The following is a 15,355-nucleotide window of genomic DNA, read 5'->3' on the forward strand; positions in this document are numbered from 1 at the left end:
CCTACCAATGGAATCCCTTGGTCAATTTCGCCAGTGCGGTGGCCGCCCTGGAGAGGTGACGTTCGCCACGGCCGATCTTGAGCCCGCCCTCGCCGCCCGCCGCGGCGGAGTCCGGGAAGATGCGGAAACCCTGGTACGCCACCGCATCGGTGAGGCCGGGCGTGAGCGTGTAGGCCAGCCCGATGGCCTGGCCGATCGGCGTGCCGATGTGCTTCGGCCGCTCCTTGAGCGCCTTGAGCACCATGTCCGCCGCCTGATCGGGTGATTTTGTCGGGAACGCGTCGTAGATCTTGGTCGGCCGGATCATCGGCGTGCGCACCAGTGGCATGTGGATGGTGGTGAAGGTGATGCCGTCGCCGTGGGTTTCGGTGGCGGCGATGCGCGAGAAGTAGTCGAGCGCGGCCTTCGACGCGGCGTAGGCGGAGAACCGCGGCGCGATGCCCTGCACCCCGATCGAGGACACGTTCACGATGTGCCCGAACTTGCGCTCCGACATGTGCGGCAGCACGGCGAGGATGAGCCGGACCGCGCCGAAGTAGTTGATCGCCATCGCGCGCTCGTAGTCGTGCATGCGGTCGTAGGACAGCTTGATCGAGCGGCGGATCGAGCGGCCGGCGTTGTTGACCAGCATGTCGATCCGGCCGTGCTCGGCGAGCATGGCGTCGACCGCCTTGCGCACCGACTCCTCGTCGGTCAGGTCCGCCGGGTACACCGAGGCGTGCCCGCCCGCGGTGATGATCTCGTCGCGGACCTCCTCCAGCTCGTGCTGCCGCCGCGCCACCAGCAGCGGCACCCCGCCCTGCTCGGCGACCTTCAGCGCGGTCGCCCGGCCGATGCCCGACGACGCGCCGGTGATCACCACGCGGCGGCCGTCCAGCTCGCCGCGCGGGCCGTGCTTGCGCGCGCGGAACGGGTCGAGGTGTTCACGCCAGTAGCGCCACAGCGCGGGCGCGTAGTCCTCCAGCCGCGGCACCTCCACCCCGGAACCGGCCAGCGCCTTGCGGGTGCTCGCCGAGGAGAACACCGACGGGAAGGTCATCGTGTCCAGCAGCACCGGCGGGATGCCGAGGCGTTCGAGCACCGCGTCCCGCGCGATCGACACACCGGGGATGTTCTCGCTGAACCGGATCATCTTGAGCACCCCGCGCGAGAGGCGCTCGTCGAGTTCGGTGGTGATCGTCGGCGCTCCCGCGGCACGGGCGAAGGCGTTGTAGACGTCGGTGACCGGCTGCGGTTCCGGGTTGACGAGGTGGAAGACCTGGCCGTCCAGGCCGGGCTTGAGGCTCAGCTCGACCAGCGCGTCGGCCACGTAGTCGACCGGGACCAGGTTGGTGTCGCCGATGTCCGGGCCGACCAGCGGCAGGCTGGGCAGCGAGGTGAGCCGCGCGATGGCGGGGAAGACGTAGTACGGGCCGTCGATCTTGTCCATCTCGCCGGTGCGCGAGTGGCCGACCACCGCGGCCGGCCGGTAGATCCGGTACGGCACCTGGTGCTGCTCGCGGACCAGGCGCTCGGCCTCGAACTTGGTGCGGTGGTACGGGGTGGGCAGGCGCTGCCCGGCGTCGAACATCTCCTCGGTGAACACCCCGTCGTAGTCGCCGGCCACGGCCACCGACGAGACGTGGTGCAGGCGGCCGGCGCGCAGGTCGGTGGCCAGCGCGAGCACCTGCGCGGTGCCTTCGACGTTGGCGCGGACGCTCTCCTCGTCGTCGGCGGTGAGGTCGTAGAGCGCGGCCAGGTGCATCACGTGGTCGACCCGCCCGCGCAGCTCGTCGCGGGCGGCTTCGTCCAGGCCGAGCAGTGGCTCGGTGAGGTCACCGGTGACCAGTTTCACCCGCTCGGGGTGCGGCCAGCCGTCGACGAGCGCGGACAGCCTCGCCCGGGACACCTCGCGCACGACCAGGGTGACCGAGTCGACCTCCTCGCGGGTGAGCAGGAGCCGGGTGAAATGGCGGCCGATCAGCCCGGTCGCCCCGGTCACCAGGAAGGTCGCCATTTTTCCTCCAGAATTCGGCCGGACGTGCATTGTGCCACCGCGGTGCGGGTACATGCGGGTACAACCGTGATCAAAGGTCCCTAGTGTGTGTGGTGCACCGGCGCTGTCCGGTATGAGTAAAGTTGTCTTTACCCGACGGGAACCGGCCGGCACGCGCGGTCGTTATACCCGATGCAAGGTGCCAGTAGATCCAGGAGGATCAGGTGCGTTCCAGCAGCAACCCCGCGTTCCGGCGGCTGCCCGTGGGCGGCGGCGGAACCCAGTACGGGCCGAACATGGGCTTCGGCCAGCCGCAGGGTGGCGTGCCCGGTTACGGCCCGCCGCAGGCTCCGGCCGGCTCCGCCGACCGGCCCATGACCGTCGACGACGTCGTCATCAAGACCGGGATGAGCCTCGGCGTCGCGCTCATCACCGGGATCATCACCGCGATCTGGGCGCAGTCCCAGGCCGCGGTCAACGCGATGGGCCCGATCCTCGGCGCGATGATCGGCGGCATGCTCGTCGGTCTGGTGATCTCGCTGGTCATCATCTTCAAGCAGAAGCCGAGCGGGCCGCTGACGCTGGCCTACTCGGCCGCCGAGGGTGTGTTCCTCGGTGCCATCTCCGGACTGTTCGAGATGCTCTACCCGGGCATCGCGCTGCAGGCCATCATCGGTACCGCCGGTGTGTTCATCACCATGCTGATCGTCTACAAGACCGGCGCGGTGAAGGTCACCCCCAAGCTGACCAAGTGGATCATCGGCGCCGTGGTCGGCGCCGCGATCCTGATGCTGGTCAACCTGGTGACCAGCTTCTTCGGCTTCAACCCGCTGCGTGACGGCGGCCCGATCGCGATCATCTTCAGCCTCGTGGTGATCGGCATCGCGGCGTTCAGCTTCCTGCTGGACTTCGACCAGGCCGACCGGATGATCCGCGAGGGCATGCCGTCGAAGTGGGCCTGGTTCGCCGCGTTCGGCCTGATGACCACGCTGGTCTGGCTGTACCTGGAGATCCTGCGCCTGCTCTCGTACTTGCAGAGCGACTAGCGGTTTTCTCTTCGGAAAGGGCGGCACCCGGGCAGTCCCGGGTGCCGCCCTTTTTGTGCGTGCCCGTCGCACTCTGTGGGACGGGATGCCAGGTGGCGGGCTCGCCACCTACCTTCGGGGCGTTCCGCTCCGAAGATCGCCTGGAGTCATGGTGGCCGCGACCGAGTCCAAGTTCCTCCCCGCTTTCCCGACCTCCTGCGAGGCGCCGCGACCCCGTCCGGAGGAACCGGTGCGCGTGGTCCCGCTGGCCGTCGCCGGGCTGCTCGCGGTCGCGCTGACCTGGTACGTCTGGGCTTCCTACGGCGCCAAGAACGGGGTGCTGCTGGCGCTGGGCCTCGGCCTCGGGCTGGCGTTGTTCCACTCCCGCTTCGGCTTCACCTCGGCCTGGCGCCAGCTGATCGCCGTCGGCAACGGCCAGGGCCTGCGGGCGCACACCCTGCTGCTGGGCACCGCGGCCACGCTGATCGCGTTGATCGTGTCCACCGGCTCCGGGCTGTTCGGCTCGGTGCCGAAGGCCACCGGCGGCCCGATCGGGCTCGCCTTGTTCGCCGGGGCGGTGCTGTTCGCGATCGGCATGCAGCTGGGCGGCGCCTGCGCCTCCGGCACGCTCTTCGCGGTCGGCTCCGGCCAGTCGGCGATCGTGCTGACGCTCGGTGGGTTCATCGCCGGTTCGGTGCTCTACACCTGGGCGTTCCCGCTCTTCGACGGCTGGCCGTCGCTGCCGGGCGTGCTGCTGGCCGACCACGTGGGCTGGTTCGGCTCGTGGCTGATCACCATCGCCGTGCTGGTCGCCATCGTCTACGTGACGAAGCTGGTGCAGGCGCGTCGGAACCCGCCGCCGGTGGACGTGGTGCCGACCGCGCGCGGCTTCGCCAGGATCCTGCGTGGTTCGTGGCCGATCCTGGTCGGCGCGGTGGTGCTCGGCGTGCTCGCCGGTGCGGTTTTCCTGGTGTCCGGCGGGATCTGGGGCGTCACCTTCGCCTTCGCCCTGTGGGGCGCGAAGGTGCTGCAGCTGTTCGGCCTGCACCCGGAGGCGTGGGAGTTCTGGCAGAGCACCGGCAACGCCAAGGCACTTGCGAGTCCTGTTTGGACGGACAAGACCACGCTGACCAACGTGGGCATCATGATCGGCGCCGCGATCGCCGCGGCCGCGGCGGGGGCGTGGAAGATCCACAGCCAGATCCCGTGGCGCACCGCGCTGGCCGCGGTGCTCGGCGGCATCCTGATGGGCATCGGCGCGCGGCTCGCCGGCGGCTGCAACATCGGCGCCTATCTCGGCGGCATCTCGGTGGGCAGCCTGCACGGCTGGCTCTGGGGCCTGTTCGCGCTCGGCGGCACCTGGATCGGGCTCAAGCTGCGCCCGCTGTTCGGCCTCGGCAACCCGAAGCCGTCCGACAGCATCTGCTGACCGGAGCCGGGTGCGCGGGCGGGCCCGCGCACCCGTCAAGGGATCAGGAAAGGCGCTCCAGCACCATGGCCATGCCCTGCCCGCCGCCGACGCACATGGTTTCCAGGCCGAACTGCTTGTCGTGGTGCTGCAGGGAGTTGATCAGGGTCGAGCTGATCCGGGCCCCGGTCATGCCGAACGGGTGCCCGACCGCGATCGCGCCACCGTTGACGTTCAGCTTCTCGATGTCGATGCCGAGGTCCTTGTAGGACGGGATGACCTGGGCGGCGAACGCCTCGTTGATCTCGACCAGGTCGATGTCCCCGATGGACAGTCCGGCCCGCGACAGCGCCTGCTTGGACGCCTCGACCGGTCCGTAGCCCATGATCTCGGGCGACAGACCGGAAACCCCGGTGGACACCACGCGCGCGAGCGGGGTGATGCCCAGTTCCTTGGCCTTGGTGTCGGACATGATCACCAGTGCCGCGGCGCCGTCGTTGAGCGGGCAGCAGTTGCCCGCGGTGATCCGGCCGTCCGGGCGGAACACCGGCTTGAGCCCGGACACGCCCTCCAGCGTGACCCCGGCGCGCGGCCCGTCGTCCTTCGCGACGACCGTGCCGTCGGGCAGGGTCACCGGGGTGATGTCCTTGGCCCAGAAGCCGTCGGCGATCGCCTTCTCGGCCAGGTTCTGCGACCGGACGCCGAACTCGTCCATCTCCTCGCGGGAGACGTTCTTCAGCCGCGCCAGGTTCTCCGCGGTCTGGCCCATGGCGATGTAGACGTCGGGCAGCTGCCCGTTCTCGCGCGGGTCGGTCCAGCTGTCGGCGCCCTGCTCGGCGGTCGCCTTGGTGCGGGCCTCGGCCTCGGCGAAGATCGGGTTGTGCGTGTCCGGCCAGGAGTCGGAGCTGCCCTTGGAGAACCGCGAGACGGTCTCCACGCCGGCGGAGATGAACACGTCGCCTTCCCCGGCCTTGATGGCGTGCAGTGCCATCCGGGTGGTCTGCAGGCTGGACGAGCAGTAGCGGGTGACGGTGCAGCCGGGCAGGTGGTCGTAACCCAGCTCGACGGCCACCGCGCGGCCCATGTTGAACCCGGACTCGCCGCCGGGCAGGCCGCAGCCGAGCATCAGGTCGTCGATCTGCGTGGGGTCGAGCTGCGGCACCTTGTCCAGCGCGGCGCGCACCATCTGCACGGCCAGGTCGTCCGGGCGCAGGCTCACCAGTGAGCCCTTGTTCGCACGCCCGATCGGGGAACGCGCGGTGGACACGATCACGGCTTCGGGCATCGTGGGGCTCCTTCGAGGTTTCTACTAAGCGGGCGCTCACCTCCCATCCTCCACGCTCGGCGCCGCGGGGCAAGCCCCGGACGGCGGTTAGGCTGGAGGCGCGCCCCGACCGGGCGCGTCTTTCCGCTGAACAGGGAGCCGGGTGTGGAGTACGCCGAACACATCGTCGATCTGGTGGGCAACACGCCACTGGTGAAGCTGAACGCGCTGGCCGAGGGGGTCAAGCCGCTGGTGCTGGCCAAGGTCGAGTACGTCAACCCCGGTGGGAGCGTCAAGGACCGCATCGCGCTGCGCATGGTGGAGGCGGCCGAGCGCTCCGGTGAGCTGAAGCCCGGCGGCACGATCGTCGAGCCGACCTCGGGCAACACCGGCGTCGGGCTGGCCATGGTCGCCCAGCGCAAGGGCTACAAGTGCGTGTTCGTCTGCCCGGACAAGGTCAGCGAGGACAAGCGCAACGTGCTCAAGGCCTACGGCGCCGAGGTGGTGGTCTGCCCGACCGCCGTCGCGCCGGAGCACCCCGAGTCCTACTACAACGTCTCGGACCGCCTGGTCACCGAGATCGAGAACGCCTGGAAGCCGAACCAGTACGCGAACCCGGAGAACCCGGCCAGCCACTACCACTCGACCGGCCCGGAGCTGTGGCGGCAGACCGACGGCCGGATCACCCACTTCGTCGCCGGTGTCGGCACCGGCGGCACCATCTCCGGCACCGGCCGCTACCTCAAGGAGGTCAGCGACGGCAAGGTCAAGATCGTCGGCGCGGACCCGGAGGGCTCGGTCTACTCGGGCGGCTCGGGGCGGCCGTACCTGGTCGAGGGCGTCGGCGAGGACTTCTGGCCGGAAACCTACGACCGGTCGGTCGCGGACGAGATCATCCCGGTCTCCGACGCCGACTCGTTCCACGTCACCCGCCGTCTGGCCCGTGAAGAGGGCCTGCTGGTCGGCGGCTCGTGCGGAATGGCCGTGGCCGCGGCGCTGGAGCTGGCCGAGCGCGGCACCGAGGACGACGTGATCGTGGTGCTGCTGCCCGACAGCGGCCGCGGCTACCTGACCAAGGTGTTCAACGACTCGTGGATGGCCTCGTACGGCTTCCTGCCCCCGGACTCGACCGGTGCCACCGTCGGCGACGTGCTGCGGCGCAAGGACGGTTCGCTGCCCGACCTGGTGCACAGCCACCCCAACGAGACGGTCGGCGAGGCGGTGGCCATCCTGCGGGAGTTCGGCGTCAGCCAGATGCCGGTGGTCAGCGCGGAACCGCCGGTGATGGCGGCCGAGGTGGTCGGCGCGGTCAACGAGCGCGACCTGCTCGACGCGTTGTTCACCGGCAAGGCGGGCCTGGCGGACCGGCTGGAGACGCACATGTCCCCGCCGCTGCCCACGATGGGCGCGGGCGAGCCGGTCGGCTCGGCGATGACCGCGCTGACCGCCGCCGACGGCGCGCTGGTGCTCGTCGACGGCAAGCCGGCCGGGGTCGTGACCAGGCAGGACCTGCTCGCCTTCCTCGCCGGTAGGTAGAAGAATTCCATCGTGTGGCGGGGCTGGGGCGTTACGCGCACTCCACCCCGCCATCAGATAGCGTGTGCCCGAGTTGAGTTGAATAGCCCAGGTCCTCGTCAAGGGGGTTCAAGACCCACATGAGTGCTCCGCAGCCACCGGACCAGCCTTGGGGCGGCGGGCAGCCGTCTCAAGGCCCGCCGAGTGGTCCCAACCCGCAACAGGAAAACCCGTTCGGCCAGGCCGAGCCGACCCAGGTCGTGCAGCCCGGCCAGCCACCGGCCGGCGGTGGCCAGTTCGGCGACACCCCCGAGCCGACGCAGGTTGTCCAGCCGGCCAAGCCCGGCGACGCCGGTGCCACCCAGGTGGTGAACCCGGTGCAGGGTGGCGGTGAGCCCGGCGCGGACTCCACCCAGCTGGTGCCCCCCGGCTCGCAGCCGCCGCCCGCGATCCCGTACGCCCCGCCGCCCAGCGCGGCGGACAACCCGAACGCCGCCTTCGGCCAGCCCGGCGGTGGGTTCGGCGGACCCGGTGGGTTCGACCCCTCGCAGGGCCAGCAGCAGCCCGGTGGCCCGGGTGGCTTCGGCCAGCCGCCGCAGGGCGGCCCCGGCGGACCTGGTGGTTTCGGCCCGCCTCCCGGCGGTCCCGGTGGTTTCGGCCCGCCGCCCGGCCAGCAGCCCGGCGGCTTCGGCCAGCCCGGTTACGGCCCGCCCCCCGGTGGGGGCAGTGACAACAACAAGATGATCTCGATGATCATCGCCGGCGCGATCGCCGGTCTGGCCGGTCTGTCGCTGATCGTCAACCTGATCAGCATGATCAGCGCGGCCGAGTACGCCGACGGCCTGGTGATCGTCCTGTGGGTGGTCCTGCTGCTCGGCCTCGGTGGCGCGATCGCCGGTGGCGCACTGGTCTTCATGCGCAAGAAGATCGCGCAGTACGTGTTGCTCGGTGCCGGTGGTCTGCTGATCCTGTTCACCATCGTGGTGGCGGCGATGTACGCCTTCGCCGGTGGGCTGATCTTCAACCTGTTCGTCGGTCTGCTCACCGCCGGTGCCGGTGTGCTCGGCTTCTTCCCGCAGACCCAGCCGTGGATCGGCATCGACAGCGGGTCGGCGTTCGGCGGCCAGCAGGGTGGCGGCTTCGGCGGCCCGGGTGGTCCCGGTGGCCCCGGCGGGTTCGGCCCGCCTCCCGGTGGCGGCTTCGGCCCGCCTCCTGGCGGTGGTTTCGGCCAGCCGCCCGGCGGTCCCGGTGGCTTCCCGCCCCAGGGTCCGCCGAGTGGTGGGTTCGGCCAGCAGCCGCAGGGCCCGCCCAGCGGTGGCTTCGGCCAGCCGCCCCAGGGCCCGCCGAGCGGTGGCTTCGGCCAGCCGCAGGGTCCGCCCAGCGGCGGGTTCCCGCAGCAGGGTCAGCCGCCCGCGTTCGGGCAGCCGGGGCAGCAGCCCCCGCCGCCCGGTGGTTTCCCGCCGCCGCCGGGGCAGCAGCAGCCCCCGCAGCAGTGGTGACCAGGTAACCGACTGGGTAACGCAGTCTCGAGGGGTGCCCTCGGCCGTTCGGCCGAGGGCACCCTTTTTTCGCGTCCGGCCCGCTAGGGTGACTGCCTGAGACTTGCGACGCACCTGGGAGAACCCCGTGACGAATCCCTACGGCTACCAGCAACAGCCGGGCCCTGGTCACCCCGGGCAGCACGGCTATCCCGCGCCGGCGCAGCGCCGCCCGAACGGGGCCACCGCGATCATCGCGGCGGTGCTCGGGCTGGTCCTCGCCGGAACCACCGGCTACCTCACCGTCGCCGAGCTGTTCATCGACCTCCCGGCGGCCATCGGCATCGACGACCTGCCCGGCGGCGTGCTGACCTTCTACGGCCTGCTCACCGGCTGCGCGGTTTTTGCCCTGATCGGCTCGCTGATCACCTTCTTCCGCGCCACCGCCGGCGCGATCCTGCTGCTCATCGGCGGGCTGCTGGGGGTGGTGGCGGTCTTTCTCGAGCCGGTGTTCTCGGCGCTCTGGAACAGCAACTACGGCCGTTACTTCGAGGCGGTGTTCGACTTCGGCCAGAGCGAGGCCGTTCTGCGGTTCATGATCATGGTGCTGGCGCCGCTCACGCTGATCCTCGCCGTGCTGCCGACCACGTTCCGGTACCTGGGTTACAAACCGCAGGCACAGCCGATCTACGGGCCCCCGCAGGGATACCCGCCGCAACAGGGCTGGTGAATGAGGACCGCGGTCGCCGCCGGGGTACTGGCGCTGCTCGGCGGGCTCTGGCACCTGTTCGGCCTGGTCGCGGCGGCCGCCTCGCTGGTCACCACCGAGGCGGGCTGGTTCCAGGTGGTGGTCGGCATCGGGTTCAACCTGGCGGTGTCCGCGCTGCTGCTGCCGGGCGGGACCAAGCTGCTGCGACGCCGTCCCTACGGCAGGCTGATGGTCATCGCCGGGGTGTGCGCGGCCCTGCTGAGCTACCTGCTGGTGATCCTCGGCGGGCTGGCCGGGCTGACCGACAGCGCCGCCGGGGCCAGTTTCGCGATGGCGGGCGTAGTGCTGATCCTCACCATCGTGCCCGCGGTGGTCACGTTGAGCCTGGTACTGATGCCCGCCACTGACCGCTGGGTCAACGAGGGCGGCGATTCTTCTGATTCCGCCATCCGGGCCAGCTACGCTGACCGACCGATGGAGCCACCCGGCCGGTGAATGGGGAGTACCAAGTGACGCAGCCGAACCAACCGCAGTACCCGCAGAACCCCAACTCCGGGGGCTACCCCGCGCAGAACCCGGGCGGCTATCCGGGGCAGGGCCCCGGCTCCGGGGGCTTCCCCGCGCCGGGCCCGAACTCCGGCGGTTACCCGGCGCAGCCGTACCCGCAGGCGCCGCCCGCCTATCCCGGCGGCGCGATGCCGGCGCCGAAGCCCAGCGGTGGTACCGCGATCACCGCCGGGGTGCTCGCCGTGCTCGGCGCGCTGTGGGCCATGTTCTCCACCGTCGCCAGCATCATCGTGCTCAGCGAGTACAGCAGCAGCCTTCCGGCGATGAGCTTCATCGGCATCGGCCTGGTCGGGATCGAGGCGCTGCTGCTGCTCGTCGGCGGCATCCTGATGTTCATGAAGAAGCCGGCCGGCCGGTGGCTGGTGATCGCCGGCTGCGCGCTGGTGCTGGTGTCCGCCGTGCTGTCCATCGTGAACACCTCGATGATCGCCGCCGAGTTCGGTGGCAGCGGCGCGCTGGTCGGTACCAGCGCGGGCCTGGTGATCATCGTGTCGCTGCCCGCGATCGCCACGCTGGTGCTCGCCGCCGTGCCGCCGACCGCCCGCTACCTGGCCCAGGGCAAGGCGCCGCAGCAGCCGATGGGCGCGCCGGGTTACCCGCAGTCCCCGCAGGGCTGGTGAGACCGGGGCGCGGCAGTATCCACGCCGGGTGCTGCCGCGTCCACCCTCGTTGACGCCCTCCCACCTGGCGGGACAACCGCCGGATGGTCGTACCCTGAGATCATGGTTGACGACGTCTTCAGGTTCGGGTTCGAAACGCGCGCGATCCACGCGGGTCAGGAACCCGATCCGCGAACCGGCGCGGTGATCGTGCCGATCTACCAGACCTCGACCTACGCCCAGGACGGCGTGGGCGGTACCCGCGAGGGCGACTACGAGTACTCGCGTACCGCCAACCCCACGCGCACCGCGCTCGAGCAGGCGCTGGCCTCGCTGGAAGGCGGCCGTCACGGCCTCGCCTTCGCGTCCGGCATGGCCGCCACCGACGCCGTGCTGCGCACCCTGCTCCGCCCCGGCGACCACCTGGTGCTCGGGGACGACGCCTACGGCGGCACGTTCCGGCTGATCGACAAGGTGCTGGCGCACTGGGGCGTGGAGTACTCGGTGGCCCACCTGTCGAACCTGGACGAGGTGCGTGCCGCGATCCGCCCCGAGACCAAGCTGATCTGGTGCGAGTCGCCGACCAACCCGCTGCTCGGCATCGCCGACATCGCCGCGCTGTCCGGCCTGGCGCACTCGGCGGGTGCGCGGCTGGTGGTGGACAACACCTTCGCCACCCCGTACCTGCAGAACCCGCTCTCCCTCGGTGCCGACGTGGTGCTGCACTCGACGACGAAGTACCTGGGTGGCCACTCGGATGTGGTCGGCGGCGCGGTCATCACCAACGAGGACGAGCTGCGGGAGCAGCTCTTTTTCATGCGGAACACGTCCGGCGCGGTGCCCGGCCCGTTCGACGCCTTCCTGACGCTTCGCGGGCTGAAGACGCTCGCGGTGCGGATGGAACGGCACTGCGACAACGCCGAGCTGATCGCGAACGCGCTTCTCGCGCACCCGAAGGTGGCCAAGGTTTACTACCCGGGGCTGCCCGAGCACCCCGGGCACGAGATCGCGGCCAAGCAGATGCGCCGGTTCGGCGGCATGATCTCGTTCACCCACGCCGACGGCGAGCAGGCCGCGCTGGACACGGCCGCGCGGACCGAACTGTTCATCCTCGCCGAGTCACTCGGTGGCATCGAGTCGCTGATCGAGCACCCCGGTCGGATGACCCACGCCAGCGTGGCGGGCTCGACGCTGCAGGTCCCCGCCGAACTGCTGCGCCTGTCCGTCGGCATCGAAGACAGCCGTGATCTGCTCGACGACCTGCTGAAGGCGCTGGGCTAGGGAAGTCCCTAGGGGCGGTAGTTCTGCGGGACGGCCTCGTTGCCCGCTTTCTCCGGAGAGTGGGGCAGCGAGCTGCCGTCCACGCAGCCACCGACCAGTTCGAGGTGGTCGTCGTGGCGGATGTACTGGCCGGATTCCCCGCAGCTCGCGGCGTCCACGGTGTAGAAGGCCGCGCCGGTGAGCGCGATGGCCGAGGCGACGCCGGCGATCAGGGGCAGCACGCCGACCGACCGGCCCGCGGTGGACACCCGTGACATGCTTTCACTCCCTGTGGAAAACCGGTGACGAGTTAAGGGTACCTGGTCCGCTCGAGGTCCTCTGCCGAAGCACGGAAGCTGGCATGATCCCCAGGCATGCAACTGGTTGATCTCGACCGGATCCAGGCGGCCCGGACCCTGTTGGCCGGCGTGGTCCGCAAGACCCCGATGGAGCACGCGCGGGACCTGCGCCGGCTCCACGGCGGTCCCGTCCACCTCAAATGCGAGAACCTCCAGCGCACCGGATCGTTCAAGATCCGCGGCGCGTACACCCGGATCCACGGGCTGAGCGAGGAGGAACGCGCGCGCGGTGTGGTCGCGGCGAGCGCGGGCAACCACGCCCAGGGCGTGGCACTGGCCGCCGCCCTGCTCGGCGCGAAGTCCACCGTGTTCATGCCCGAACGCGTTCCGCTGCCGAAACTGGCCGCGACCAGGGGTTACGGCGCCGACGTGCACCTGCACGGCGAGGTGCTGGAGGAAACCCTGGCCGAGGCGATGGCCTTCGCGGAGCAGACCGGCGCGGTGTTCATCCACCCGTTCGACCACCCGGACGTCATCGCCGGGCAGGGCACGGTCGGGCTCGAAGTGCTCGAACAGGTGCCGGGAGTGGCCACCATCCTCGTCGCCACCGGTGGCGGTGGACTGGTCGGCGGGGTGGCGGCCGCGGTCAAGGCGGTCCGGCCGGAGGTGAAGGTGATCGGGGTGCAGGCCGAGAACGCGGCCGCGTACCCGCCTTCGCTGGCCGCCGGTGAGCCGGTGCGGCTGACCGAGTTGAGCACCATGGCCGACGGGATCGCGGTCGGCGCGCCGGGGCCGGTCAGCTACGCGCACGTGGCCCAGATGGTGGACGACGTGGTGACGGTGACCGAGGAGGCGCTGTCGCGGGCGGTACTGCTGTGCCTGGAACGGCGCAAGCTCGTCGTCGAACCAGCGGGCGCGGCGGCGGTGGCGGCGTTGTTGCAGCACCCCGGCGCGTTCGAACCGCCGATCGTGGCGGTGCTGTCCGGCGGGAACGTCGACCCGTTGCTGTTGCTGCAGATCATCCAGCACGGCATGACCGCGGGCGGGCGGTACCTGAAGCTGCGGCTGCGCGTGCCGGATCGGCCGGGTTCGCTGGCCAGCGTGCTGTCCAAGGTGAGCGAGCTGGGCGCGAACGTGGTGGACGTGGAGCACTCGCGCATCTCGGGCGCCCTTCGCCTGGGCGAGGTCGACGTGTCGCTGAACCTGGAGACCCGCGGGCCGGAACACTGCACCGCGGTCGCCGCGGACCTGCAACGCGCCGGTTTCCGGGTGATGTAAGGGAAAGGGGCACCGCCGAGAACCGGCGGTGCCCCTTCGCGTCAGCTCACCTCAGAGGTTGCCGCGGCGCTCCTGCTCGCGCTCGATCGCCTCGAACAGGGCCTTGAAGTTGCCCTTTCCGAAGCCCAGCGAGCCGTGGCGCTCGATCAGCTCGTAGAACACCGTCGGCCGGTCGCCGATCGGCTTGGTGAAGATCTGCAGCAGGTAGCCGTCCTCGTCCCGGTCGACCAGGATCCGGTGCTCCTTCAGGGTTTCGATCGGCACGCGCACCTTGCCGATCCGCGCCCGCAGCTCCGGGTCGTCGTAGTAGGAGTCCGGCGTGTCCAGGAACTCCACGCCCGCCGCGCGCATGGCGACCACGGTGCCGACGATGTCGTTGGTGGCCAGCGCGATGTGCTGGCACCCGGCGCCGCCGTAGAACTCCAGGTACTCGTCGATCTGCGACTTCTTCTTCGCCACGGCGGGCTCGTTGAGCGGGAACTTGACCCGGTGGTTGCCGTTCGACACCACCTTGCTCATCAGCGCCGAGTACTCGGTGGCGATGTCGTCGCCGACGAACTCCGCCATGTTCACGAAGCCCATCACGCGGTGGTACCAGTCCACCCAGTAGTCCATCTTGCCCAGCTCGACGTTGCCGACGCAGTGGTCGACCGCCTGGAACAGCCGCTTCGGCGCGCCTTCCGGCCGCTTCACGGTGCTCTCCTTCGCCACGTAACCGGGCAGGTAGGGCCCGGTGTAGCGGGAGCGGTCGATCAGCGAGTGGCGGGTCTCGCCGTAGGTCGCGATCGACGCGATGCGCACGGTGCCGTGCTCGTCGGAGATCTCGTAGGGCTCTTCGAGCACGGTCGCGCCCTGCGCGCGGGCGTGCTCGACGCACTTGTCCACATCGGCGACCTCGAGCGCGAGGTCGGTGACACCGTCGCCGTGACGGCGGTGGTGGTCGAGCAGCGGCGAGTCCGGCTTGACCCCGCCGTTGATGACGAACCGCGCCGAACCGGACTTCAGCACGAACGACTTGCGCTCGGGATGCCCGGTCTCGGGACCCGAGTAGGCGACCAGTCGCATGCCGAAGGCCACCTGGTAGAACCACGCGGTCTGCGTGGCGTTGCCGGAGATGAAGACCACGGCGTCCATGGCCTTCACCGGGAACGGGTCGGCCGACGCGTCGTGGTCGACGAGGCCGACGAGCTGACGCAGCTGGTCATAGCTGACGTCGTCGAGTGCGCCCTGTGGGTCGAGTGTGTGCGTCATGACTTGAGCATCAACCGGCCGGGCAAGATGAGCAACAGTCGCAGAATTCACTGGGCAGTATGCTCAAGGAATCCGGGAACGCGCCGGTCAGAGTGGACAACCTGTGCAGGAGATTCGCCATGTCCGAAGAAGCCATCGACGATCTTGACGCGCGCCTGCTCCTGCTGCTCACCGACGCGCCGCGGCTGGGCGTGCTCGAATGCGCGCGGCGGCTGGGGGTGGCGCGCGGAACCGTGCAGGCCAGGCTGGACCGGCTGGCCGCGAAGGGCGTGCTCGGCGGCTTCCCTCCGGAACTGGATCTCGCCGCGATGGGTTACGGGCTGACCGCGTTCGCCTGGCTGGAGATCGCGCAGGGCCGCCGCACCGAGGTGGCGGCGGCGCTGGCCGCGATCGACGAGGTGTGCGAGGTGCACGCCACCACCGGGCAGGGCGATCTGTTCGTGCGCATGGTCGCGCGCGACAACGACGACCTGCAGCGGGTGATCGACGAGGTGGTCGGCGTGCCGGACGTGCTGCGGACTTCGACTTCGATCGCACTGTCCACCCCCGTGCCGCCGCGGGTGCGCCCCTTGCTGGAGCGCACCGCGCGGCAGGCCTAGGAGTGTTTGACGTGTTTTGCGTGGCGGTTCGGGTGGCGGAACCTCAGCCGTCTTCTCGCTCCGGGAGCTCCACCTCATGAATAACCGATTCACCACGGTGAAGCTGTCCTCGCGAGAAGACGCCTGAG

14 protein-coding genes are annotated in these 15,355 nt (G+C 70.2%); 10 read left to right on the forward strand and 4 right to left on the reverse strand.

Annotated elements, in window-relative coordinates; all coding sequences use genetic code 11:
* Nucleotide 1: 1 nt before the first annotated feature.
* Nucleotides 2–1,996, reverse strand: coding sequence for an SDR family oxidoreductase (locus YIM_RS04975; RefSeq protein ID WP_153029200.1), 1,995 nt, complete (start codon nt 1,994–1,996; stop codon nt 2–4).
* Nucleotides 1,997–2,199: 203 nt separating this feature from the next.
* Here YIM_RS04975 and YIM_RS04980 point away from each other — a divergent pair, with 203 nt between their 5' ends.
* The gene (locus YIM_RS04980) at nt 2,200–3,021 is read left to right on the forward strand and encodes a Bax inhibitor-1/YccA family protein (protein ID WP_153029201.1); all 822 of its coding nucleotides are present in this window, start codon (nt 2,200–2,202) and stop codon (nt 3,019–3,021) included.
* Nucleotides 3,022–3,169: 148 nt separating this feature from the next.
* Nucleotides 3,170–4,429, forward strand: a complete 1,260-nt coding sequence (locus YIM_RS04985; RefSeq protein WP_153029202.1) for a YeeE/YedE family protein — start codon at nt 3,170–3,172, stop codon at nt 4,427–4,429.
* 43 nt (nt 4,430–4,472) lie between these two features.
* On the opposite strand, the gene YIM_RS04990 is transcribed toward YIM_RS04985, so the two are convergent.
* Entirely contained in the window at nt 4,473–5,693 is a 1,221-nt protein-coding gene (locus tag YIM_RS04990; protein WP_153029203.1) for an acetyl-CoA C-acetyltransferase, read from the reverse strand.
* A 144-nt stretch (nt 5,694–5,837) separates the two neighbouring features.
* On the opposite strand from YIM_RS04990, the gene YIM_RS04995 reads away from it, so the two are divergent.
* The 6 genes from YIM_RS04995 to YIM_RS05020 all read left to right on the forward strand — a co-directional run bounded on the left by YIM_RS04995 (nt 5,838) and on the right by YIM_RS05020 (nt 11,821).
* Nucleotides 5,838–7,208 (forward strand): cystathionine beta-synthase, encoded by a 1,371-nt coding sequence (locus YIM_RS04995; protein WP_153029204.1) that lies wholly within the window; start codon nt 5,838–5,840, stop codon nt 7,206–7,208.
* A 119-nt stretch (nt 7,209–7,327) separates the two neighbouring features.
* Nucleotides 7,328–8,686 carry a hypothetical protein gene (locus YIM_RS05000; protein WP_153029205.1) on the forward strand — a complete coding sequence of 453 codons (1,359 nt, stop codon included), beginning with the start codon at nt 7,328–7,330 and terminating at the stop codon, nt 8,684–8,686.
* Between the two features lie 127 nt (nt 8,687–8,813).
* Nucleotides 8,814–9,395 (forward strand): hypothetical protein, encoded by a 582-nt coding sequence (locus YIM_RS05005; protein WP_153029206.1) that lies wholly within the window; start codon nt 8,814–8,816, stop codon nt 9,393–9,395.
* Complete coding sequence (locus YIM_RS05010; protein ID WP_153029207.1) at nt 9,396–9,869, forward strand: hypothetical protein; 474 nt, start codon at nt 9,396–9,398, stop codon at nt 9,867–9,869.
* A 14-nt stretch (nt 9,870–9,883) separates the two neighbouring features.
* Nucleotides 9,884–10,561 (forward strand): hypothetical protein, encoded by a 678-nt coding sequence (locus YIM_RS05015; RefSeq protein WP_153029208.1) that lies wholly within the window; start codon nt 9,884–9,886, stop codon nt 10,559–10,561.
* A gap of 102 nt (nt 10,562–10,663) precedes the next feature.
* Nucleotides 10,664–11,821 carry a cystathionine gamma-synthase gene (locus YIM_RS05020; protein ID WP_153029209.1) on the forward strand — a complete coding sequence of 386 codons (1,158 nt, stop codon included), beginning with the start codon at nt 10,664–10,666 and terminating at the stop codon, nt 11,819–11,821.
* An 8-nt stretch (nt 11,822–11,829) separates the two neighbouring features.
* Here the strand turns inward: YIM_RS05020 and YIM_RS05025 are convergent, their stop codons facing one another.
* Entirely contained in the window at nt 11,830–12,078 is a 249-nt protein-coding gene (locus YIM_RS05025; protein WP_153029210.1) for a hypothetical protein, read from the reverse strand.
* Between the two features lie 96 nt (nt 12,079–12,174).
* On the opposite strand from YIM_RS05025, the gene ilvA reads away from it, so the two are divergent.
* Nucleotides 12,175–13,377 (forward strand): threonine ammonia-lyase, encoded by a 1,203-nt coding sequence (gene ilvA / locus YIM_RS05030; protein ID WP_153029211.1) that lies wholly within the window; start codon nt 12,175–12,177, stop codon nt 13,375–13,377.
* Between the two features lie 51 nt (nt 13,378–13,428).
* Here ilvA and hppD read toward each other — a convergent pair whose 3' ends face one another.
* The gene (gene hppD, locus YIM_RS05035) at nt 13,429–14,628 is read right to left on the reverse strand and encodes a 4-hydroxyphenylpyruvate dioxygenase (protein ID WP_153029212.1); all 1,200 of its coding nucleotides are present in this window, start codon (nt 14,626–14,628) and stop codon (nt 13,429–13,431) included.
* Nucleotides 14,629–14,747: 119 nt separating this feature from the next.
* On the opposite strand from hppD, the gene YIM_RS05040 reads away from it, so the two are divergent.
* Nucleotides 14,748–15,227: an Lrp/AsnC family transcriptional regulator gene (locus tag YIM_RS05040; protein WP_153029213.1), complete on the forward strand. Its 480-nt coding sequence runs from the start codon at nt 14,748–14,750 to the stop codon at nt 15,225–15,227.
* The last annotated feature ends 128 nt before the right edge of the window (nt 15,228–15,355 follow it).

The organism is Amycolatopsis sp. YIM 10, assembly GCF_009429145.1.
Classification (GTDB): domain Bacteria; phylum Actinomycetota; class Actinomycetes; order Mycobacteriales; family Pseudonocardiaceae; genus Amycolatopsis.

Coding starts and splice junctions, on each gene's coding strand:
- YIM_RS05000 (WP_153029205.1), top strand. CDS start 7,328: ATGAGTGCTCCGCAGCCACCGGACCAGCCTTGGGGCGGCGGGCAGCCG.
- YIM_RS05040 (WP_153029213.1), top strand. CDS start 14,748: ATGTCCGAAGAAGCCATCGACGATCTTGACGCGCGCCTGCTCCTGCTG.
- YIM_RS04985 (WP_153029202.1), top strand. CDS start 3,170: ATGGTGGCCGCGACCGAGTCCAAGTTCCTCCCCGCTTTCCCGACCTCC.
- YIM_RS05010 (WP_153029207.1), top strand. CDS start 9,396: ATGAGGACCGCGGTCGCCGCCGGGGTACTGGCGCTGCTCGGCGGGCTC.
- YIM_RS04990 (WP_153029203.1), bottom strand. CDS start 5,693: ATGCCCGAAGCCGTGATCGTGTCCACCGCGCGTTCCCCGATCGGGCGT.
- YIM_RS04975 (WP_153029200.1), bottom strand. CDS start 1,996: ATGGCGACCTTCCTGGTGACCGGGGCGACCGGGCTGATCGGCCGCCAT.
- YIM_RS05020 (WP_153029209.1), top strand. CDS start 10,664: ATGGTTGACGACGTCTTCAGGTTCGGGTTCGAAACGCGCGCGATCCAC.
- ilvA (WP_153029211.1), top strand. CDS start 12,175: ATGCAACTGGTTGATCTCGACCGGATCCAGGCGGCCCGGACCCTGTTG.
- hppD (WP_153029212.1), bottom strand. CDS start 14,628: ATGACGCACACACTCGACCCACAGGGCGCACTCGACGACGTCAGCTAT.
- YIM_RS05025 (WP_153029210.1), bottom strand. CDS start 12,078: ATGTCACGGGTGTCCACCGCGGGCCGGTCGGTCGGCGTGCTGCCCCTG.